This window comes from Flavobacterium cheonanense (assembly GCF_039539185.1).
GTDB classification, from domain to species: domain Bacteria; phylum Bacteroidota; class Bacteroidia; order Flavobacteriales; family Flavobacteriaceae; genus Flavobacterium; species Flavobacterium cheonanense.
Genome location: NZ_BAABCT010000006.1, coordinates 88,269 through 109,960 on the forward strand (window position 1 = coordinate 88,269; position 21,692 = coordinate 109,960).

22 protein-coding genes are annotated in these 21,692 nt (G+C 30.8%); all 22 read right to left on the reverse strand.

Annotated elements, in window-relative coordinates; all coding sequences use genetic code 11:
- Positions 1–11: 11 nt before the first annotated feature.
- From ABD766_RS11420 to ABD766_RS11525, 22 genes are read right to left on the reverse strand one after another with little or no spacing between them, the layout of a single operon-like run.
- Positions 12–1,145 (reverse strand): DegT/DnrJ/EryC1/StrS family aminotransferase, encoded by a 1,134-nt coding sequence (locus tag ABD766_RS11420; RefSeq protein WP_344816817.1) that lies wholly within the window; start codon positions 1,143–1,145, stop codon positions 12–14.
- The gene (locus ABD766_RS11425) at positions 1,132–1,755 is read right to left on the reverse strand and encodes an acetyltransferase (protein ID WP_344816818.1); all 624 of its coding nucleotides are present in this window, start codon (positions 1,753–1,755) and stop codon (positions 1,132–1,134) included. The genes ABD766_RS11420 and ABD766_RS11425 overlap by 14 nt, the downstream gene beginning before the upstream one ends.
- Positions 1,745–2,347 carry a sugar transferase gene (locus tag ABD766_RS11430; RefSeq protein ID WP_344816819.1) on the reverse strand — a complete coding sequence of 201 codons (603 nt, stop codon included), beginning with the start codon at positions 2,345–2,347 and terminating at the stop codon, positions 1,745–1,747. The genes ABD766_RS11425 and ABD766_RS11430 overlap by 11 nt, the downstream gene beginning before the upstream one ends.
- The gene (locus ABD766_RS11435) at positions 2,340–3,491 is read right to left on the reverse strand and encodes a glycosyltransferase family 4 protein (RefSeq protein WP_344816820.1); all 1,152 of its coding nucleotides are present in this window, start codon (positions 3,489–3,491) and stop codon (positions 2,340–2,342) included. Before ABD766_RS11435 ends, ABD766_RS11430 begins: the two co-directional genes overlap by 8 nt.
- A gap of 5 nt (positions 3,492–3,496) precedes the next feature.
- Complete coding sequence (locus tag ABD766_RS11440) at positions 3,497–4,369, reverse strand: glycosyltransferase family 2 protein (RefSeq protein ID WP_344816821.1); 873 nt, start codon at positions 4,367–4,369, stop codon at positions 3,497–3,499.
- Positions 4,366–5,481 carry a glycosyltransferase family 1 protein gene (locus ABD766_RS11445; protein ID WP_344816822.1) on the reverse strand — a complete coding sequence of 372 codons (1,116 nt, stop codon included), beginning with the start codon at positions 5,479–5,481 and terminating at the stop codon, positions 4,366–4,368. Before ABD766_RS11445 ends, ABD766_RS11440 begins: the two co-directional genes overlap by 4 nt.
- Before the next feature lie 7 nt (positions 5,482–5,488).
- Positions 5,489–6,520, reverse strand: a complete 1,032-nt coding sequence (locus ABD766_RS11450) for a glycosyltransferase (RefSeq protein WP_344816823.1) — start codon at positions 6,518–6,520, stop codon at positions 5,489–5,491.
- Positions 6,521–6,526: 6 nt separating this feature from the next.
- On the reverse strand, positions 6,527–7,624 hold the full coding sequence (locus ABD766_RS11455) for an EpsG family protein (protein ID WP_344816824.1): 1,098 nt from the start codon (positions 7,622–7,624) through the stop codon (positions 6,527–6,529).
- A complete protein-coding gene (locus tag ABD766_RS11460) occupies positions 7,624–8,190 on the reverse strand; it encodes a serine acetyltransferase (RefSeq protein ID WP_344816825.1) in 567 nt (188 codons plus the stop codon). Before ABD766_RS11460 ends, ABD766_RS11455 begins: the two co-directional genes overlap by 1 nt.
- A complete protein-coding gene (locus ABD766_RS11465; RefSeq protein ID WP_344816826.1) occupies positions 8,187–9,293 on the reverse strand; it encodes a glycosyltransferase in 1,107 nt (368 codons plus the stop codon). The genes ABD766_RS11460 and ABD766_RS11465 overlap by 4 nt, the downstream gene beginning before the upstream one ends.
- On the reverse strand, positions 9,290–10,384 hold the full coding sequence (locus ABD766_RS11470) for a glycosyltransferase family 4 protein (RefSeq protein WP_344816827.1): 1,095 nt from the start codon (positions 10,382–10,384) through the stop codon (positions 9,290–9,292). Before ABD766_RS11470 ends, ABD766_RS11465 begins: the two co-directional genes overlap by 4 nt.
- A gap of 3 nt (positions 10,385–10,387) precedes the next feature.
- On the reverse strand, positions 10,388–11,551 hold the full coding sequence (locus ABD766_RS11475) for a glycoside hydrolase family 88 protein (protein WP_344816828.1): 1,164 nt from the start codon (positions 11,549–11,551) through the stop codon (positions 10,388–10,390).
- Positions 11,552–11,556: 5 nt separating this feature from the next.
- Positions 11,557–12,117: an acyltransferase gene (locus ABD766_RS11480; RefSeq protein WP_344816829.1), complete on the reverse strand. Its 561-nt coding sequence runs from the start codon at positions 12,115–12,117 to the stop codon at positions 11,557–11,559.
- A 1-nt stretch (position 12,118) separates the two neighbouring features.
- Positions 12,119–13,024 (reverse strand): glycosyltransferase family 2 protein, encoded by a 906-nt coding sequence (locus tag ABD766_RS11485; RefSeq protein ID WP_344816830.1) that lies wholly within the window; start codon positions 13,022–13,024, stop codon positions 12,119–12,121.
- Positions 13,017–14,219: a glycosyltransferase gene (locus ABD766_RS11490; protein ID WP_344816831.1), complete on the reverse strand. Its 1,203-nt coding sequence runs from the start codon at positions 14,217–14,219 to the stop codon at positions 13,017–13,019. The genes ABD766_RS11485 and ABD766_RS11490 overlap by 8 nt, the downstream gene beginning before the upstream one ends.
- Complete coding sequence (locus ABD766_RS11495; protein ID WP_344816832.1) at positions 14,212–15,396, reverse strand: glycosyltransferase; 1,185 nt, start codon at positions 15,394–15,396, stop codon at positions 14,212–14,214. Before ABD766_RS11495 ends, ABD766_RS11490 begins: the two co-directional genes overlap by 8 nt.
- Positions 15,396–16,553, reverse strand: coding sequence for a polysaccharide pyruvyl transferase family protein (locus tag ABD766_RS11500; RefSeq protein ID WP_344816833.1), 1,158 nt, complete (start codon positions 16,551–16,553; stop codon positions 15,396–15,398). Before ABD766_RS11500 ends, ABD766_RS11495 begins: the two co-directional genes overlap by 1 nt.
- A gap of 3 nt (positions 16,554–16,556) precedes the next feature.
- Positions 16,557–17,588, reverse strand: coding sequence for a glycosyltransferase family 2 protein (locus ABD766_RS11505; protein WP_344816834.1), 1,032 nt, complete (start codon positions 17,586–17,588; stop codon positions 16,557–16,559).
- 14 nt (positions 17,589–17,602) lie between these two features.
- Positions 17,603–18,586, reverse strand: a complete 984-nt coding sequence (locus ABD766_RS11510; RefSeq protein ID WP_344816835.1) for a glycosyltransferase — start codon at positions 18,584–18,586, stop codon at positions 17,603–17,605.
- 19 nt (positions 18,587–18,605) lie between these two features.
- The gene (locus ABD766_RS11515) at positions 18,606–19,586 is read right to left on the reverse strand and encodes a glycosyltransferase family 2 protein (RefSeq protein WP_344816836.1); all 981 of its coding nucleotides are present in this window, start codon (positions 19,584–19,586) and stop codon (positions 18,606–18,608) included.
- A gap of 12 nt (positions 19,587–19,598) precedes the next feature.
- Positions 19,599–20,510 carry a glycosyltransferase family 2 protein gene (locus tag ABD766_RS11520; protein ID WP_344816837.1) on the reverse strand — a complete coding sequence of 304 codons (912 nt, stop codon included), beginning with the start codon at positions 20,508–20,510 and terminating at the stop codon, positions 19,599–19,601.
- Positions 20,510–21,691 carry a TDP-N-acetylfucosamine:lipid II N-acetylfucosaminyltransferase family protein gene (locus ABD766_RS11525; protein ID WP_344816838.1) on the reverse strand — a complete coding sequence of 394 codons (1,182 nt, stop codon included), beginning with the start codon at positions 21,689–21,691 and terminating at the stop codon, positions 20,510–20,512. The genes ABD766_RS11520 and ABD766_RS11525 overlap by 1 nt, the downstream gene beginning before the upstream one ends.
- Between the last annotated feature and the right edge of the window lies 1 nt (position 21,692).

A 21,692-nucleotide genomic window follows, 5' to 3' on the forward strand; every position in this document is an offset into this window, starting at 1 on the left:
TTAAAAAAATCTTAAAAAATATTTATAACATTTTTTATTCTTTCTTTTTCATCATCTGTCAAATTAGAGCCCGAAGGAAGGCAAAGACCTATATCAAACAAATTTTCAGAAACAGTTCCTCCATAATAGGGTACATCCTTAAAAACAGGTTGTAAATGCATAGGCTTCCATAAAGGACGACTTTCAATATTTTCAGTTTCCAATAAAAGTCTCAAGTCTTCTCTAGATTTACCTCTATTTAATGAAGAATTTATGGTAATAGCAGACAACCAATGATTAGAAAAATAATTTTCATTTGGCTCAGAAAAAACTGTAATTGCAGTATTTTCTTTAAAAATATTCTTATAAAAATCGTGCATTGCTCTTCGTTTAGCCACATGATCATCTAAAATTTCCATTTGACCTCTACCTATTCCTGCACTAATATTACTCATTCTATAATTATACCCAATTTCACTATGCTGATAATGTGGTGTATTGTCTCTTGCTTGAGTAGCTAAAAAAATAGCTTTATTTTTCAAGTCACTATTCTTGGTAACTATTGCTCCTCCTCCAGAGGTAGTAATTATCTTATTTCCATTGAATGACAAAACACTAATATCACCAAAAGTGCCACATTTTTGTCCATTATAAGTACTTCCTAAAGCTTCTGCACTGTCCTCAAGAATCGGAATTTCATATTTATTGGCTATACTGCGCACCTCATCAATCTTATAAGGCATTCCATACAAATGAACAGCAATAATAGCTTTTGGCTTTTTACCTTTAGAAATTCTATCCTTTATGGCAGTTTCTAAGGCATTGGGACACAAATTCCAAGTATCGAGTTCACTGTCAATAAAAATGGGTGTGGCACCTTGATAGACTATCGGATTTGCTGAGGCTGAAAAAGTCATACTCTGACAAATAACTTCATCTCCAGCTTTTACACCAAGTAAAATCAAACCTAAATGAAGCGCTGCTGTTCCAGAACTCAAAGCTCCTACAAAGGCATTATTGCCAATATAATTTTCTAAGTCTTTTTCAAATCCAGTTACATTTGGGCCTAATGGTGCAACCCAATTACTATCAAAAGCTTCATGAATGTACTTTAATTCTGTTCCACCCATGTGTGGAGACGAAAGCCATATTTTAGTGGTGCTCATTTTGATTTAATTTAATTACTTTACCTGGATTCCCTACAACAATACTATAATCCGGAACATTATTTATGATAACTGTTCCTGCTCCAATTACAACCCATTTACCTATGGTAATACCTTGAATAATTGTAGCTCCAATTCCTACTTGCGAACCTTCACCTATCAAAACTCCTCCAGCTAATGATGCATTTGGACAAATGTGTGAATAGTCTTCAATTATACAATCGTGCTCTATAATAGCTCCTGAATTAATTATACAATGCTTACCAATTTCAACATGAGGATTAACTATAGCTCCAGCCATAATAACTGTTCCTTCTTCAATCTTAGAGTGTTTAGAAACCGTGGCGTTCGGATGAATTACTTTTTCAAAAGTTACTTTTAATTGTTCAGATAATTTTTTTCTAATTTTATTATTACCAATAGATAAAATAACACTATCACTTGATGTAAAAGAAAAGTTACTGGTATGAACTACTGAATTTTCCATTATAGAAGAAGTAATCGGATTATCATCTACTATGGTTTGAATACCAACTTGCAAACATTCTAAAATATCAATGATTACTTTACAATGTCCACTTGCTCCATATAAAATTACACTATTTTCCATTAAAAGGCTCTATTGTTGCTACATCTTTAGCGTTAATACCATCACTTTTAATAACTTTTATAATCGTTTTTAAAAGAATTTTTACATCCAAAGTAAACGAAATGTTATCTACATACCAAACATCTAATTCAAATTTTTTATCCCAAGAAATGGCATTTCTTCCGTTAACTTGTGCCCATCCTGTAATTCCTGGCTTCACCTCGTGCCTTCTATTTTGAAAATCACTATACAAATGCAAGTAAGTAGTTAGTAATGGTCTAGGACCTACAATACTCATATCGCCAATAACCACATTTAATAATTGTGGAATTTCATCTAAGGATGTTTTTCTAACAAAACTTCCTACTTTGGTCAAACGATCTGAATCTGGAAGTAAATTACCTTCGGCATCTTTCCTATCATTCATGGTTTTAAACTTGATAATTTTGAAAATTTTCCCTCCTTTACCCGGACGCAATTGAAAGAAAAACGGCTTACCATCGTTTGCAATAAATAGAAATACTGTTACTACAAGAAAAATTGGAAACAACGATATCAATCCAATCAAAGCAGAGATAATATCAAAAAAAGGCTTAAAAAGTTCTTTATACATTGTTTTCTAATCTTTTGTATTCTTGAAGTAAGTTATTCCAAACAAGTTCTTGTTGAAACCGCGAAACTATGTTAACTCTTGATTTTGATTGCAAATTTTGAAACAAATCTTTGTCATGATATAGCAATTGCATCGCGTCAAAAATAGCAATTTCATTTTTAACTGGTATAATAATCCCAGTTTCATTTGAAATAATTATCTCATTACTACCGCAAATGTCAGTTACAATACAAGGTAAATTCATGGCTCCTGCTTGCAAAACTACATTGGGAAAACCTTCTCTATGACTTGGAAAAACAAAAACATTTGAAATAGCTAAATAAGGCCTTACATCCTCTTGAAATCCAACACTAATTATAGATTTATTTGAGGATATCAAATCTAATGTTTCACTATTTAAGGGATCTAATTCGCTTTCGAAAGGACCAACCAAAAGTAATTTACAATTTGAATTTTGTTTACACAAATTAGTAAAAGCAATTACCAACTCATTGATTCCTTTATCAGACACTAGCCTTCCAACGAAAACAAAAACAAAGTCTGTAGCATTAATATGTAATTGTTGTTTTAAGTTTTCTTGTTCATCTTGAAATACTTTATTGGGATTAAAAAAATCTAAATCAATTCCATTTACATTTCCATTAGCAATTACTTTCAAAGGTTTTTTTGTAACCTTGAAAGCTAATAAATCTTTTTTAACGCCTTCTCCTTCTGGAATTATATGGGTTGCAAAACGACATAAAACTTTATCTATAAACAATAATAAATGATGCAAAAACCCTTTTTTATAAGGAAAAACCAATCCTGTAAAAGTATGAATTCTAATAGGAACACCAGCAAAATAGGCTGCTATCATGGTCAATAATCCTGCTTTAGGCGTTATAGAATGAACTATTAATGGTTTTTCTTTTCTTAAAACTTTATATAATTTTAATAATGAAATAAAATCTTTGAAAGGCGAAATCTGTCTCTGAATAGACAATGGAATCGTTCGAACTCCTTCCCTATTAGCAACATTATCCAAATGTACATCTTGCCCAGAAACAGCAACAACTTCATAATACTCTTTCAAAAAAGCCAATTGACCTTTCAGCAAAATATCTAATGAAATAGAAACGGTGGCTGTTCTTATTATTTTTTTCAAAACAATTAGGTTCTGGTTTTAAATCGAATTAATAAATATAAAGCTATTCCGAATGGAACAGCCAATAAAGTCAATAATTTTTCTGGTGAGTCTTTTAAAAAGTTACTACGTTTTAAAATAATACAACTCGATATGTAATGAATCGCTTCTATGAATTTTCTTTTTGTAGATTTTGAAAAGCGCATTGTGGTTATCCTATTGTATATAAATCCTTTAGGATATTTCATATATTGATAGAACATGGTATTACTCGAACCTGTTGGCTGATAATCAACTATGACTAAAACTTCATTAAGAGTTGCCATTTCATAGTCTTTATCTACAAAAAGATATTTTGTTCCCAATCCTACATAACGTTCTCCTTCAAAAATTGGATATTCTGGATACTTAGTAATAACATCTGTTCGATAAACCAATTTTTTATCTCCAGTTCCACCACTTAAATAAAAATCCTCTAAAGTAGTATAATCGGTAGTAAATTTTGAGCCCAAAATCGCACCAGATTCTAGTGCATCTAATCCAATAATTCCAGCATACTTTTTTTGATCAATAGTTTCCCATTTTGATAAAATTAAGGCAACACCGTTCAAAGGCATGTAATCATCAGAATCTATACAAGTATTCAAAGTAGCTTTTATTACTCTATAAGCCGTGTTATGAGCACCATGCATTCCTTGATTTTCTTGATAAATATAAGTGATTGGAATTTTATTTTCAGCAATCCAACCAGCCACTAGTGCTTTTGTATCATCAGAGGAACCATCGTCAACAACCAACCAATCAAAATCTTGACAAGTTTGATTGCACAAACTTTCATAAAGTCTAGGTAGTAAATGCGCTCTATTAAAAGCAGGTGTAAAAATGGTTAATGTCTTCATGAATGTTGTTGCAATAGTTCTAAATATTTTTCTTGTAGTAAAATTACATTTTTATTAATATCATATCCTTTATCAATGACTACTTGAGAAACATCGTTTTTTATAAAATCATTTTGAGAATGAATAGTTTGCGCCCATACTAATGCTGATTCCTTAAGAGAAATAGCTTTTACATTGTCATTTACAATTATTGCCTCTTTAGGGACACCATCAGAAATATAACATTTTACGCCACTTGCTTGTGCTTCAACCAAAGAAACTGGCAATCCTTCAAAAAGTGAAGGAAATAAAAACACATCCATTGCTTGAAGCAATTCGTTTACATCACTTCTTAATCCGAGAAAAATTACATGTTTTTCAAGTTGTAAACCAATAACTTTTTTCTGCATAGATTCCATTAACTCACCATTGCCAACCAAAAAAAGTTTTCTATTTAAATCCAATTTCACCAATTCAGCGAAAACTTCAATAAGAAATTCATGATTTTTTTGTTCGTTAAAGCGACCTACATGAATAAAATTTTGCGTTGTGGTTGCTTCTAATAGTTTTCTTATCTGAAGACTTTTACTTTCATCATAAACAAACATTTTAGTATCAACAGCATTAGTCATTGTAAAGGCTTTACTAGCATTTTTTTTACCAAAAAGCCATACTGCAGCATCATAACCACAAGTAAAATAGGTGTTTATGTAGCGCATCATTCGCTTTTTATAATAATATCTAAAAGGCGATTTCAAATTCCAACCATCTGTAGCATTGTGACCGTGAGCTATAATAACTGGCGTGCCTCTTTTTTGTGCTTCTTGATAAATATAAATCCCCAATTCGGAACAATTTCCATGAATTATTGGATAAGTATGTTGGTCAAAAAATAAGGCAATCTGTTTTTTATAATCTTTAATCTTTAGTGGATTAAAAGGTGGTAATCTGTATATTTTTCCTCCCAATGCAATAATCTCATCTTCATAAGCACCTGGCGCTTCACGATGAACAATAAAGTCAAACTGAAACTTAGTTCTATCCAACTTTCGGTAGTAGTTCATCACGTTGGTTTCTGCTCCACCGCGATTGAGTATGGTAAAAAGTTGTAAGATTCTAATTGGATATTCCATTTTGAAATTACTTTTTAATAATTTTTTTTATAGCTAATAACAATAATTGTAAAGGAACTGTTAACTTATATTTAGAAAAGAAGAAAAATAATTTCCAATGTATAGGAAAATAGCGCAATTCCAAACTTCTAAAGGCTACTTTATGATATCTAGAATTGAGAACAGTCTTCATGTTCTTACATTTAGTAAAAAAAGAAGCTTTATTAAAAGATTCGTTCAAACCCAACCCAATAACACTAAGACATATTCTATTGTTGAAAGCTTCTAGATAGTCGGTTCCTTTATTATGTTTTTTTAATTGTTCCGAAAGCAAATCGAACATATGATTGGTCTTGTCTAATAAACTATTTTTGTAATTTGAAGTTATAGACTCTGAATTAAACTTTCTATAGTTATACATTGGTACATCCAAAATGTAAACCGATTTGGACTGGTTGAGATACTCCCAAGTAAAAAACCCATCTTCCCAAGCTCCAATTTCACTTAGATTTTTAGCTTGAATTTTGTTTTCTTTAATGATAGCTGTCTTATATAGTTTACCCCAAGCCGTAACTAAAGTTTCTAAATGACTAGGATCTGAAAGTTCTTCCTTAATAGGACCTGTGATTCTTCTTTGCATAAAAGCAGCATCGAATTTTCCATTTAAACCAAAAACTCTAGCTACTTGTGTACTTGGATATTCTTTATAAAAAGAAAAACAAACCAAATCTACTTCATCCATTTTGGAAAATGCAGTTTCTATGGCGTACAATTCCATCCAATCATCACTATCAACAAACATTAAATAAGCGCCTTTTGCATTTTCAATACCTGTGTTTCTTGCTCCGGCAAGTCCTTTATTGGCTTGAGAAATAACAACGATTCTAGAATCTAATTGTTCGTAAGCTTCACATATTTTTAGACTATCATCCGTTGAACCATCATTTACAAGAATAATTTCTAGGTTTTTATAGGTTTGATTTACAATACTATCCAAGCATTGCTTCAAATATTTTGAAACATTATATACTGGAATTATAACCGTAATCAGTGGATTCATTTGTATTTATAATTTGTAAACAAAAACGTTCATAATATAGGTAAAAGCAAAATAAGCTAGTATAACTTTGACAATAACTTGATGCTGATTTTCAAAAAATTTATGCTTTATAAGTGGATAGATAATAATAATACCCAACATAAACCACGAGAGATAGGCCAAACGGTTAGAATAGTTAGATCTAATTACTAAAATCCAAAAGGCATTACAAAACAAAAAAACATTAAGCAATTGCAAATACAATTTATCTTGATATTTTTGTTTGTAAATATAATACCATCCTGCAAAAACACCAGAGGCACTATAAACTAAGAAATCCCAACGAAATCCCACATTCAATTCTACTCCTTCCGCAGCTTGATCAAACTGTCCTAAATAAACTCCAATAGCTTTTTCCTCTACAATTCCAACAGTCATAAAGAAATTTGTAAAAAAACCTCCTAGAGCTAATGATAAAGGAATACAGGCTAGCCACAAATAAAAATAGGCTTTCGAATTGTTGTATACTAAAGTAGCGATATAGGCAAATAATGGCAACAGCATTGATTTATGTACAAAAGTACTAGTAAACAAAATTGCTAAAACTATAAACTTTTTATCTTTAGATAATCCATACAAAAAAAGACTTGTGGCTATACCATTTCTTAATCCATTAGTACCATAGGTCCAAAAAGAAAAAGAAATTACGAGCATAAAAAAACCATAAAACCAGTAGTCTTTAAAGAATTTTTTAGAGGCCAAATATAAAGGAACCAAATATAGAAAAGTACACAGAAAGAAAAACACAGAAGAACTGGCTATTTGAGCCACACCAAATTTAAAATATTCAAAAAGTACATCTTTTTCAATCTTTAATGGTGCTCCAGAAGCATAGGTTTGAAATTGTCTATCATAAATTACCATATCTCCAAATCGATAATTCAAGGGACGTAAACCAATATAAAATAATAAAATAACAAAAATGACAAAACCCAAAACTTTTTTTGTACTCAAATTTTGAGAAGACTCTAATTTTGTTCCACCTTGTGCCAATACAACCAAGGTCATTAACAATAAAAATTGATAATATAAGTTAGTGTAATATTCGGCAGGTATTAGATTCATTAACTATTTTTTTCTATTATTCTTGCAGGATTTCCTACTGCAACACCATGTTTTGGTACATCTTTAACAACTACAGCACCTGCGCCAATTATGGCATTATCACCAATGGTTACACCTCCTATTACAATACATCCGGCGTGCAATTGTACGTTATTTCCAATAATTGGTTTTTTTCCATCCTTTTCACCCAAAGTAACTAAATGATTTACATAAACATTTTCACCTATAGAAGTAGCGTTCAAAATCGTTGCATAAGGATGTGCCAATTGCAATCCAGCACCAATTTTAGTTTGGACATCTATAGTAAAAGAATCTTGTTTTGGATAAAAAATTCGTAATATTTTAGAAAAAATTCCTTGTGTTCTAAAGTAAAACAATGTTCTAAAATACTTACTCAACAATAACGCTTTGGTCAAATCATAACATTGATTAATGACTCCTTGCTTTGCTGAAGTTCTAGCATACAAGTCGCGAACGATAACTTCTTTATTACTAGACAACAAAAACAATACTCCATGTGGAATAAAAAATAGTTGACCAAAAAATAAAAAAAATGTTCTCATCATGATTTAGCAAATATAATAGTATTCCATAGATTCATCACTTTTGGTAGCATATAATTTGATGCGTTCTCTTGAGCCTTACTTCCCATAGCTTTCAAAAGTGATGTGTTTTCAGCAAGTTGTTCTAAGCAATTTATATAGGCATTTTGATCGCCAACAGCTACTATAAATCCATCTTCTTCATTGTGTATTATATTTCTAGGACCTGTTGGACAATCATAGGAAATTACTGGAACTCCTGCAGCATTGGCTTCCAAAATAACCATTGGAAAACATTCTTGAATAGAAGTCATTAATAAAACTCTTGCGCTTTGTAAAACCCTTGAAACTTCATTGGTTTGTCCTTTGAATAGTATTGTTGATTCTAATTGCTTTTCATGAACTAAACTAAAAATTTTTTGATAATATTCATTCCCAATAGAACCATATAAATGCAATTCCCACTTTGGATGATTTTTGTAAAACTGTTCCCATACCTCAACCATACTTTCTAAATGCTTTACTGGAGCAAACCTAACAATAGCTATGGCTACAAGTGGTCTTTGAGATAAAGCAATTAAAGGTTCGTTTACCTCTTCCTCAATTGGATTTGGAATAACCACCGTATTATTTGAATAATAAAAGCTTTGTTCTTCTTTACTTAATGTTACTAAATAATCATATCTTGATTCTACAAAAATTAGAATTTTATTTTTGATTCCTAAATTGGAATCGTAAAATTTTGTGTAGTGAAATTCCTTAATTGTTTTAGTCTTTCCTTTAATAAAAAAAGGCAAAACATAAGTAATCGGAATATGTGAAGCAACTAAAATAAAATCGGGTTTTTGCTGAAAAATATAGCGTTGAATTTTTAAAATATTTTTGAATAATTTAAAAATATTAACACTACTAAAATAACTTTTTGTTCTATCAAAGTCTATGGCTAAATCTTGAAATTTAACCTTATCGTTTAAATCGTAAATTATTGGTTTTCCAGCTTGTTCAGTACTTAAAATAGTTACATCATAGCCAAAGACAGCACTCCAATAATTGGCTTTTATAGCAACCAATTTCTCAATTCCACCATGAGAATGCATCTGATCGACAAGGATAACTATCTTTCTCATGACAGCAACGATTTAAAAAGTACATCCCATTGATTGCATATTGTTTCTGGTAAAAATCGCTTAACATTAACTTTAGCATTGTTTCCTATCTTAGTTCTCATAGCATCGTCTTCAATAAGCAATAATAACTTTTGGGCTAACAAATCTACATCGCCATTAGCAACTAAAAAACCATCTTCACCATCAGCAATAATATCGCTTGGACCATACGGACAATCAAATGAAACACATGGAACTCCACATGCCATAGCCTCAATTAAAACCATTCCAAAACCTTCATAACGAGATGACATTACATAAATAGAGGATTCTAGATATTTTTTCTCAATAGATTTAACTGGTTCAAAAAAACTAACATTATCATTAATCTTTAGAGCTATCGCAAGAGATTCCAAACCTTCTGATGGTTCTTTTTTTCCATAAATTTCTAATTGCCAATCAGGTTGTTGAGCAACCACTTTTTGCCATGCTTGCAATAATAAATCATAACCTTTCTGATGACTTTGTTTACCAACTGCAATAACTTTTTTAGCAGTAAGTGATGCAGATGCTTCTGGATAAAAAGACAACGGATTGGAAATAACTTCTAAATTTTGCAAAGGCCATTCTTTACAATTTTCGTTAGTAAGCACAACGAATTTATCGTATTTTTTTGCTAAAATATTCATTAAAAAAAATTGAAACTTTGCAGTAATTCTTTTTAAAAATCCAGCATTTTTTCCAATCGAAATAGTTTTGGAAACATGACGTTCATAAATCATTTTGGCTTTTGACTTAATCAATAAAGGAAGGAAAAAAGCTTTCAATCCATCGTCGCAAACCAAAATCACATCAGGTTTTACTTGAGAAACCACCTTTTTTAACCCAGAAATATAACTTTTTATATACGATACTGGATTTCCTGAAACTGAAATACTATGCAAATTTATTTTAGGACTAAAGTCATAAAACAATTTGAGATGTGAATCATTCAAACAAACAATATGAACTTGATAACCCATCTTTTCAGCCAAATAACTTGCCTTGATAGACAGAACACGTTCTAATCCACCAGAGCCATTTAAGCCGTTTGTGATGTATAATAGTTTCATGAATTATGCATGGAAAATTGTTCTTAAACAAAAACCTTGTGTAAAAGGTAAAATATCAAACTCTTGCGAATGCACTCCAATAGTTTTGGTATCGCCTTGTGAAAAATCTACAACACCATCTCTTCGAGTTACTTGTTTTAAATAATTTAGAGCTTTAACTTTGGCTTGCTCACTTTCATTAGCAATACTTGAAATAGCTTTGGCTTTAGCAAAAAACCACGCTAAAGTGGCTGTAGCAGAGGAATCAAATTGAGATTGCCTGTTCGTTATTAACCAATTCCAACTTCCGTTATCATTTTGAAAAGAAAGTGTCATTTTTGCAAAGGCAATTACCATTTGAGTCACCTCATCCTTTTCAGGATGTCCATCTGGCAATTCACTCCAAGCATCAATTAATCCAATCGCATACCAACCTAAACCTCGTCCCCAACCGAATAATCCAACTGGTAAATTTGTTTTAATATTGTAAGTATGACAGGGTATAAAATGATTAGCTAACATTCCGTGAGAATTAAAAACACGTATTTGATTAATTCCTAAAGCGATCGCTTCTGGTTGATTAAAAAGCAAACCATAGCGCACTAAAAATGGAGAAATAAAACCAATAGTATCTACATAACGATAATCCGAAGTATGTTTTCTGTAAGCTATCGTACCATCAGAACCCTTCAAATTTAAAATCATTTCATACAAAAAATCAAAGGCCGGTCTATACTTTGTATAATCAAAACCATCTAATTTCAATAAAGCATATCCTAAAATTACCGAATCAACTTCGGTTGGTGGTAAAATCCAGTTTCCTTTTGAATCTAATTTTGAAGTAACGAAGGAATTAATGGAATTATCTAACTCCTTGTTGCGAGTTGTACTTTTATATTCATTTAAACCAAGAAGTAAAGCTGCTTCTTGCCAACTTTGAATAGCATTTCGTTTATAATTTCCTTTTAAAATATCAATTATTATTAAACGCGTATTATCGGTTACTTTTATAGTAGGTGTTTGCTTTAACCATCGCACAGCAATAATTTTTACTTTTTCTTTCCACTCTTCATCATTGGAAAACCTTCCAATTTTAATACGGCTTTGCCAAGTATTCAATTGTGGATACAAGTCAATAATTAGAACCAATAAAAGTGTAAAAAATACTATAAGTAGTAAGTAAACCATATTTTTTATTTAACAAATCCTACTGTGTTTGCCATCTTCTCTATCATTTCTTGCTTCATAGCATCTGTAATAGAAAAATCTAAGGTATATTCTTCTCCAAACTTTGGTGATGTTTCAAAAGTTGATTTCAACTTGGTTTCATATTCGGCAACAGTGCAAATAACTCTGGCTGGATTTCCTGCTACAACAACATCTGCTGGAACCGATTTAGAAACAATACTTCCTGCTCCAACTATGGAATTATCCCCAATAGTTACACCAGGCATAATAAAAGCTCGGGCACCAATAAAACAATTATTCCCAATTTTTATTTTTCCAATTCTGGAATAATCCAAGCTTCTTTTTGTACTTGTATCGTGTGCTAACAAGTAAACTTGAGGTGCAAAAACAACATCATCACCAATTTCAATCAACCACGAATGAGCATAATCAATAGTACAACCTATCAAGCCATAACAATTTTTTCCAACCTTCATTCCTGCTTTTATATTAGCTTCTAAGGTGAGTTGCTCTGGAGTTATTCCCTTTATCTTATAATATATTTTTTGAATAATTCTCTGTATCATATTACTTCACAATTAGTTTTCTCATTTTCAAATAAGAGTAATATCCTCTTGGAAATAAAATTAAATATAAACATTTATCTTTAAATGAGGGTAGTTTATCAAAATAACTAGTGCCACTCAGCAAAGAGTTAATGGCTAAATGAATAAAACTCCAAATATAAGTTTTTGGATATCTTGAAAAAGAATAGGTTTTATTAGCAATCAATTGAAAATATGAAAAAGCTAAAGATTTGATATACCATAGTTTATAAGAGCTATCAGACAAACCTTCTTCTAAATATTCTTTATATTGTAGTACTTTATTTAAGGCTAAAACATCATATTTTTTTGACATTTCATGCCATACAACCGCTTCAAATACAAAACGAATTCCTGCTTCTTCTGCAAATGGATATTCCTTCATCACACTAGTTTTGAAAGCAACCGATTTGTCTCCGCTCAAATGATGTTTCAAATAATAATCTGAAAATGACAATTGCCATTCGTCTTCCAAAAAAGCATCACCAACAAGTTGACCATTAGTAAATTCTGACAAACCTATAATACCGCCTATTTTGTCATTATCTTTAATTTTTATCCATGCATCAGTTGTCAATTGTATTGCATCTTTTGACAAAAAATCATCACTATCTACAATAAAAAATAAAGTACCTTTAGCTTTTTGAACACCATAATTAATAGCTGTGTGCTTTCCGCCATTGGGTTTGCTGTAGTATGAAATTGAGATTTTATTTTCTGAAATGAAATTAGCTACTACTTCTTTAGTAGTATCTGTACTACCATCATCAACAATTAGCCATTCAAAATTAGTAGCATTTTGCTCTAAAAGACTTAGATACAATTGTGAAAGCAAGTGAGCTCTATTGTAACAAGGTGTAAAAATGGTAATCAAGTTAGCACTATCCATTAGAAATCAAATTGTAAAATTTAGTTACTTCATTTTCAGTGCCAAAGGTAGTATTTTTCAAATTATTGGTTAAATCCGCTTGAAGTGAACTATTACTGATAAGTTGCTCAACTTTTTCGGAAATTGAAATAGCATTCATATCGGCTATTAAACCTGTAACACCATTATCTATTTGATCTTTGGCCGAACTAAAATTGGTAACCACTATAGGTTTATGCAATAACTTTGCTTCTTCCAGTGAAATGGATTTTCCTTCAAAAAAGGAAGGCAAAATAAAGGCCGAAGCATTACTAATGTAGGCATACGGATTACTCTTCAATCCAAGAAAAAACAAATACTCAGAAACTCCATAGTTTTTAGCGTCATTCAAAAGAGCCTCTTTTTGATCGCCATCGCCAATAAGATACCAGCGCACTTTGTGACCTTTTTCGATTAAAATTTTAAGAGCTTCCAAACCCATGAATAATCCTTTTTCTTTGGCAATTCGACCAACATACATAAGATTAAAATAAGTCGAATCAAAATTTACATCAATACGTTCTTTACTTAATTCTGTGATAATCTTTGATGAAATAATATTTTCAATAGTAATGATTTTTGTGCTTAAATCTGGAAGTTTACTTTGCAATCGTTCCGTCAATCCATCTGAAACAGTGACGATATGATTTAATTTTTCGAAATAGTATTTATCATTATCAAAATCCAATTGCAGTTTTTCCAAATCAGTGTGAATCCATCCTATTTTGCTTTTAGCTTTTACTTTATCAACACAAAAATAGATAGGATTTTTCTCTTGGAAACCAATCGCAACATCATATTCTTTCTCAAGTTTAGAAAGCCCTTTAGAATAATATTTCCAAAAATACTGTTCTTGCAAAACACCACTTTTATATTTTTTAGATAAAAGAAACAATACTATTCTTAAATAAATAGCTCTAAAATTAAAATTCTTAAGAGCTTTCACAATAGCACTTTTGGTACTGGAATACAAATAAGGCACAATGGTTTGTTCCTCTAGAACCACTACTTCTTTGGGAAGGTTCTCAAAAAAAACACCTTCGTGCTTGAACACAAATAAATCTAATGCATACTTTGAATAATCTATGGTTTGCAAAAGAGAAACAAGTGCTTTCTCAGCACCGCCACAGTTCAAATTATTGATAATAAAAAGGAGATTTTTTTTATTTTCAGCCATTTACTAAAGTATAAAATTTATCTATTTCATCTTCTGAACCTAAAGATTCTTTAGATAAATGTAAAGATAATTCATTTTGTAAACTCTCATTTTGCAATAAACTTGTTAAAGCATCTGCCAAACTATTGGCATCCATCTCACAAATAATTCCATTTTTTAAATGGTTAATTTGGTCTTTTGCTGTGGTAAAATTGGTAACCACAATCGGTTTATGCAAAAGTTTTGCTTCATCCAATGCAATTGATTTTCCTTCATATCTTGAAGGTTGCACAAAAATTGTGGTTTGCTTTATATAAGGATAGGGATTCTCTTTAATGCCTAACAAAACAACATGCTTTTCTAAACCATTCTTAGTTATAGCTTGTTCTAAAGCTGTTCGCTCTGCTCCTTCACCAATGATGTACCAAACAAAATTTAAACCTAGCTTTTTCAATAGTGCAGCTGCTTCAATTGCTAAGTCAAATCCTTTTTGTGGGTGCAATCGACCTATTGATAACAAACTTGGTTTTGTAGTATCAATAGTTACTGATTCTTCCGCCATTTGATGAATTAATTTGGCAGAAACTATATTGTATAACAATTGAACTTTATCTTTTTGAGTAGGAAAAACTTCTTTTAAAACCGTCACACATTGTTCAGATACTGTGGCGATGGTGTTCAACTTTTCAAAATAAGGCAAATCGAAAGAAGCGTCTAAATCTAATTTCACATAATCGTTGTGAATAAAACCAATCTTTCTTTTTGCTTTTACGCAATCAACTACAAAATAAATAGACGATTTTTCTAAAAACCCAATGGCTGCATCATATTCTTTTGGAAGTGAAGCAATTGATTTCTTCAAATGGTTCCAAGAATATTGCTCGGCTTTTCCTTTATTCTTAATAACATTAGATTTAAAAGTATAAAGCAATCTTGAAAATGCCATATCCATTTTTCCTTGCTTTAAAAAACTAACAATAGCAGAAGACAATCCAGAAGTAAATGTTTTATAATCGTCGTTAAGATATAGTAACTTAACATTTTTGGGCAATTGCTTTAAGAAAATTCCTTTAGGTACAAACAAAACTAAATCAACATCATACTGTTCATAGTTGATGCAGTTTAGTAAAGTCACCAAACTCTTTTCACCGCCTCCGGCTTCAAGACTTGGAAGTACAAAAAGTAATTGTTGCTTCATTAAGTTAATTCAAATAAATACGTTACCGCTTTCTTAGCATTCTCTTTTATAGTAGGAATGTTGTTAGCCAAAGTTAGAATTAGCTGTTGTTCCTCTGATACCATTTCATCAAATGCTACTATTAATTTTTTACTATCCGAAATTTCATTGATACTTAAAACTAATTTTTCTGAACCAAAAATATCTTTAGCAATACCTTTAGATTTTACGCTATATCCCAGAACTAAAGTAGGAATTAATGAAGAATATGCAGCAATAGTAGCATGTGTTCTAGCGCCAATAAAGAAACGCATTTTAGCAATTAATCCTTTATATTCAATAGCATTCAAGTTATTTGGCAAAAGTAAAACACGTCCAGTAGCTTTAAAATCATTATAGAATTGTTGCAATACTTCATAATCATTATTGCCTTGAATAAACACATGTGGTGTCAACGCAATGGTCATATCTGTAGTATCAATAATATGCTGAATAAGTAGATAAGCCGCTTGTTTAGAAGCCTCATTACGTTTCCAAACCAGTGGACTAAAATTGAACCCAATAGTATTGCTTTCTTGCCAACCTTCAGGCGTTTGCATTGCTTCTTTTTGCATAGTAAATGCGCCATCCGCAACCAACTTCACATTAGAAACACCTCTATTCTTAAGAATAGTATAAGTTAGAGTTTCACGTGCTAAAACTAAATCCATCGATTTTAAATCGGCAATTTTAGCGTCAGATAAATCTTCATCACCAATAGAAGAACCCCAAAGCACCAATTTCTTTCCTGCTTGCTTTATTAGTTTATCAACTTCATAAATCCAAGGTTGTTCACCATAACAATAGTTATCGCCTCCAATAGATAAAAAAACATCATGTTCTGGAATTAATTTAATGATGGAATTAAACTTTGCTCTGTAGTAAAAAGTCTCATCGTTTTGGAACTTAACTTTTAAAGCCGAAACGATTCCTTTTAATGAAAATCTATTAATGTCCAATTGTCTTGTATCATATACCTTATCAATATTTGGAATATGTAAATCGGATTGATAATCAAAAGAAGCTAAATTGATGATGGTTTCTGGATATTTGGCTTTGATCAAATCAACTGCCGATCGCACTATAGCTTCGCATCCTCTATTCAAACTTCCGGCGTGAAAAAATAATAATATCTTCATGATTTATCTTTTATTTCGTAGGTTACTGTAAGCTATAACTAATGAAATTAGTACTGATAACTTGTGTTTTATGGCAAACAAAACCACTCTTTCGTATTTCGATTTTTGTAAAAATACAGTTTTATAATAGTCTTTAAAAATTTTGATAGTTGTTTTACTAGTAAGAAGTTCTTTGACTAACAATTTTCTTGTTTCAATTTCAATCGCATTTACTGGATTATAATATTCATGCAACAAGGAAACCACTTTTGTAATATACTTATGTGCTTTTAATACTGAAATATTTGAAGCATCTAAATAGGCATTTTGCAAATGGGAATAGTCATTTTCATACTCTTGCTCAATACGTTGAAAATAGTTTTTGCCTACTATATTTCGTGTAGCACTTCCTGAAACATCAATGTAATGATAACCAGCATAAGACAAAAAATAGACTTTGTCAGCTTTAGCAAAACACAGACTATTAAACCAACCATCTTCTCCAAGCGGAACACCTTTGGGAAAAATGATAGCATTATCTTTTATTAAGCTCGTTCTATAGAGTTTATTCCAAATCGAATTTATAGTTTCATGACTTATAAAATAAGGAAGAATATCTTTCTTTATAGTATTCGATTCATAAACCGCATGTTCTTTAAATGGCGCTTTAGAAGTAAAAGCAGTTCCATCTTGTGACGAAAAATAATTACAAACCGTAATATCCAAATGGTGCTTTTCTGCTGTTTGGTATAAGGTATCAAAGAAATTATATTCTACATAATCATCAGCATCAACAAAACCTATATAAGTCCCTTGAGCTATTTTTAAACCTGTATTTCTGGCTTCGCTGACACCTTTATTTTCTTGATGAATTAACTTAATTCGAACATCTTTTTGTTGAAATTGCTCTAAAATAGATTGACTAGAATCTGTAGAACCATCATTCACAAAAATAAATTCGCATGAAGCTAAGGTTTGTGACAACAATGATTTTATACAGCGCTCAAGAAACTTGTCGGCATTATAAACAGGAATGATTACAGAAATAGTCACCATAGCTTTTATTTTTTTTAACGCTTTTTAATATTGTGAGCTAATAAATAAACTTTTTGCTTGTAACCTAAATACTTTTGATACGATGAAAACATAAAAAAACTACCCTTGAGATATGGAAATTTTTCTGACATGTCAACAAGAATACGATTTAAACCAAGGTCTTTCATAACCGATTGAACTTCATTAAATCGTTTTTCATTCATTTCTGGCATAATACTTAACTCTACTGTTCTTGTCATAAAAATAGTAATAACTGCATCAAAGAACTTTTGTTGAATTGCAGTTGGATTTGGATGAACTTCTTTTTGAAAAGCTCTAATGTTTTTTATCCCTTTGATATAACCATAATAAGAACGTTCAGTATAACCTTGTTTACTTATAGAGTTCATTCTAAAAGTATATTTATAGTAAGGAATATCAATATAAGAGCAACGTGAAGCTCTGGTTTGTGACAAGGCATTAAAAACGGTTTCGGTTCCTAAAAGGATTTCTTTATCAAAGATAAACCCTTGGGTTAATGACCTTCTGTATAAAGTAGCCGGAAAAGTTCTTCTTGGATGCTCAAATCCAGGCAAAATCTCTTTAGGATTTCCACAATCAGGTAGCTCTTGAAGATAGTTTCCGTTTTCATCATATTGTGTCATTCTTAGGTAAAGAATGTCTAGGTTTTCACCTTCTGCTTTCTTCATTATTGTTCCCAAACTATAGTGTTCGATAGCATCGTCTGAATCTAAAAAAGTAAGATAAGTACCTCGAGCTTTTTCTAGTCCTCTATTTCTTGCTTCTGAATCTCCAGTATTCTTTTGGTCGATAACCACTAAATTCTTGTGCTTTTTTTCGTAATCTCTTAGAATTGACAAACAAGAATCAGTTGAGCCATCATTTATAGCAATCAACTCATAATCATCTTCGGATAAATCTTGATGAAACACACTGTCCAAACATCTTACTAGATAACTTTCAGTGTTGTAAATGGGTAAAACGATACTTAACTTCATAACTTTTATTTAGTGATATTTATCCTTTTTTTACTATTGTGAAATAACTGCAATAAAAAAATGCACCCATGTTGTACAATTTCTTTTGGAGCCAAATTGCTTTAGAATAATTATAGTCTGTTTTTAAAATAGTCACTTTAGGCAAACTTTTTTGAACAAAACGAGTAAATTCAATTTTTGAATTAAAAGATGAAGCACCTTCTAAAAAACTATTCAACAAATAAATAATTACTTTTTCGTATGCCAATCTTTTATTCTTTAAAAAGTTAGGATCCAAATTATCAACTCTCTTACACAAGTCTATTAATTTAGAATAAGACACAACTCGTTTCTTTAAATTTTCCATATTAACTGCTGTGGTTATACTTCCTTGTCTTCGACGATAATAATACAAAGCAACTGGCAATTTACAACAAGATGATATAGAACCGAAGCAACTTAAATTAAAATAATCATCTTCGTGCATCAAACCGGGTGCAAACTGTAGTTTATTCTGTTTTAAAAACTGATGAGAATAGATAAAGCAGCAGGCACTTGTAAAGAAAAAACTAGACTGGTTGATAAAATCAGTTCCAGTTGTTTTGTTTATTTCTTGAATATTATAGGCCTCTGTAAGTCCATCTTTATCCTCATAATAATCAAAATTAGAGAAACCTACCACTTCATAAGGCATAGATTGAAGTGTTGAAAAAAGTAATTCTAAGGCATCTGGTGCTATCCAATCATCACTATCAACAAACCATATATAATCTCCAGTTGCATTTTTAAGTCCTGTATTTCTTGCAACACTCAATCCACCATTTACTTGATGAAATAAGTGAATTCTAGAATCAAGTGCCACATAACTTTCACATATAGAACTAGAAGTATCCGTAGAACCGTCATTTATCAATATAATTTCTATGTTTTTATAACTTTGATTCATCACGCTATCAATGCATTGTCCCAAATATTGAGCTACATTGTAAACAGGAATTATTATAGAAATTTTTGGTGTCATCGTCAATTGGATTTACAGTTTACTATAAATTATAGATTTTAGTTTGAACTTAAATTCAAAAAACAACAGATTGTGTTTGCAATCAATTTTTAGTAATTCTAAGAGTAAATAATATTTATTGCAATATTTTTTATTAGTAATAGAGCGATTTATCCGTTGAATTAAATAAAAACGTTTGTCTAAAATAAAAGAGTGATAATCACTTTTCTGAACCGTTTTGTCTGTTAACCTTCTTTCAAAAGCGTCTTCTTTCGCAACAATTTGCCAATATTCTGCTTTAAATAAATTAGCATTGGCTGAAATACTATTGGAATTAATGCGATAATAATAAAGAAAATCATTTAAAAACAAATGAGATCCTGTTTCTTCCAATTTGTAATATAAATCTTGGTCAACGGCTCTTTTAAACTTAGAATCAATTCCGCTGGTTTTTAAATAACTACTCCTTCTAAAACTACAAAAATGCGTTATCGCTCCTCTGCCATAAGTTAAATAAGAAGTTCCGTTAGGCAATGCTTCGCCATGAGTACCTTCGCCAGTTTTATTCAAAAACAAATCAGTAAAATAATATTTAGAGGAAACCAAAGAAACCGTTGGATGAAGTTTAAAAGAGGAAACCATTTTTTCTAAAGCAGTCACCACAATAGCATCATCTGGATCTACAAAAGCACATACTTCTCCAGTTGCCAAAGAAGCACAACGTCTTTTGGTATAGCCGCAACCTTTATTATGCTCATTAAAATATAACTTAAATCGGGAATCGTTTGCAATTAATTTTTCAATCACCTCAACAGAATTATCGGTAGAGGCATCATCAACAATTATAACTTCAAAATCCTGGTAGCTTTGATTCATAATACTAGCATAACAGTCCTTAAAAAAAGAACCATTGTTATAGTTGGCTATGAGGATTGAAAAAAGCATTAATTTGTACTTTTTAGTAATAATTTTAAATCTGAAAGCCTTTTATCTTCGGATATACTTGACTTTAACATCTCAACATTTTTATCTAGATTATCTTTTGATTCCTGTATAATTTTATTTAAGTCTTGTTGCTCGATTTCTTCTGCATCATAAATTTTTATTCCCATACCATCTAAATAACCTTTTACAGCGTTTTTATATTTTAAAAAAACTGGTTTTCCTAAACTTAAAGCCGAACAAATATTACCAAAAGCTTGTTGTCTGTTATGATACATAAAAACAATATCGATAGTATTTAAAAATTTTACATACTCGTCTCTTCCCATAAAATTAGTAATAGGAATAAAACGGTCTTTAAAAATTTGTTTTCCTTGGTCAATAATTTTTTCAACTTCATTTTTACTACCACCATACGAAAGTGGACAAATAACAACAATGTTACTTATATCTTTTAATTTTTCAAAAGCATCTAAATGATTGTTGGCAGCATTGGCAGAATTACCCACCAATATATTAATTTCTTGAGAATTGACTACCTTTTCTCGGCTTATTTGCTGTGCCCTATCAAAATTTTGGTCATAAAAACCCGATACATTTTTTGCTCGAAAAGCTGGATACAACTCTTTAATTTTATGGTAATCTTGATAAAATAAATCATTTTTATCTAAACAAATTAAAAAATCTATCCTTCCTACATATTTGTTTTTTAAAGCATAGGAAAGGTTTAAATTTTTTTTAAAAAAATAAGCCCTTTTCACCTGTCTTAATAAACTTATAGGATTTAATGTAAACTTAATTCTCGGATATTTTAGTTGTTGCTTTACATTTTGCAAAGTAATTTTATCATAAACCCATTGATGGTGCCAAAAAGGCTCACAATAAAATTCGCCTCCCCAAATCATTACATAAATCTTGTTAGGTAAATCAAATAAAACCTCAGATATCCACATATCATACCAATGAACAAAGATAGCATCTGAACTATTAATACTCTTTAATCGTTCTTTAATTACTTTCTTATCATTCCCGATATACTCAATTTTTCGTTTAGTACTTACATAATTAGTATCATTTTCTTGACCTCGAAATAGAAAAATGTTGTTTTGCTCTTCGCCAATTGCGTAAACATCTTCTATATAAGAATCCAAAAACTTATCTTGTACCATTATATGATAATTCATT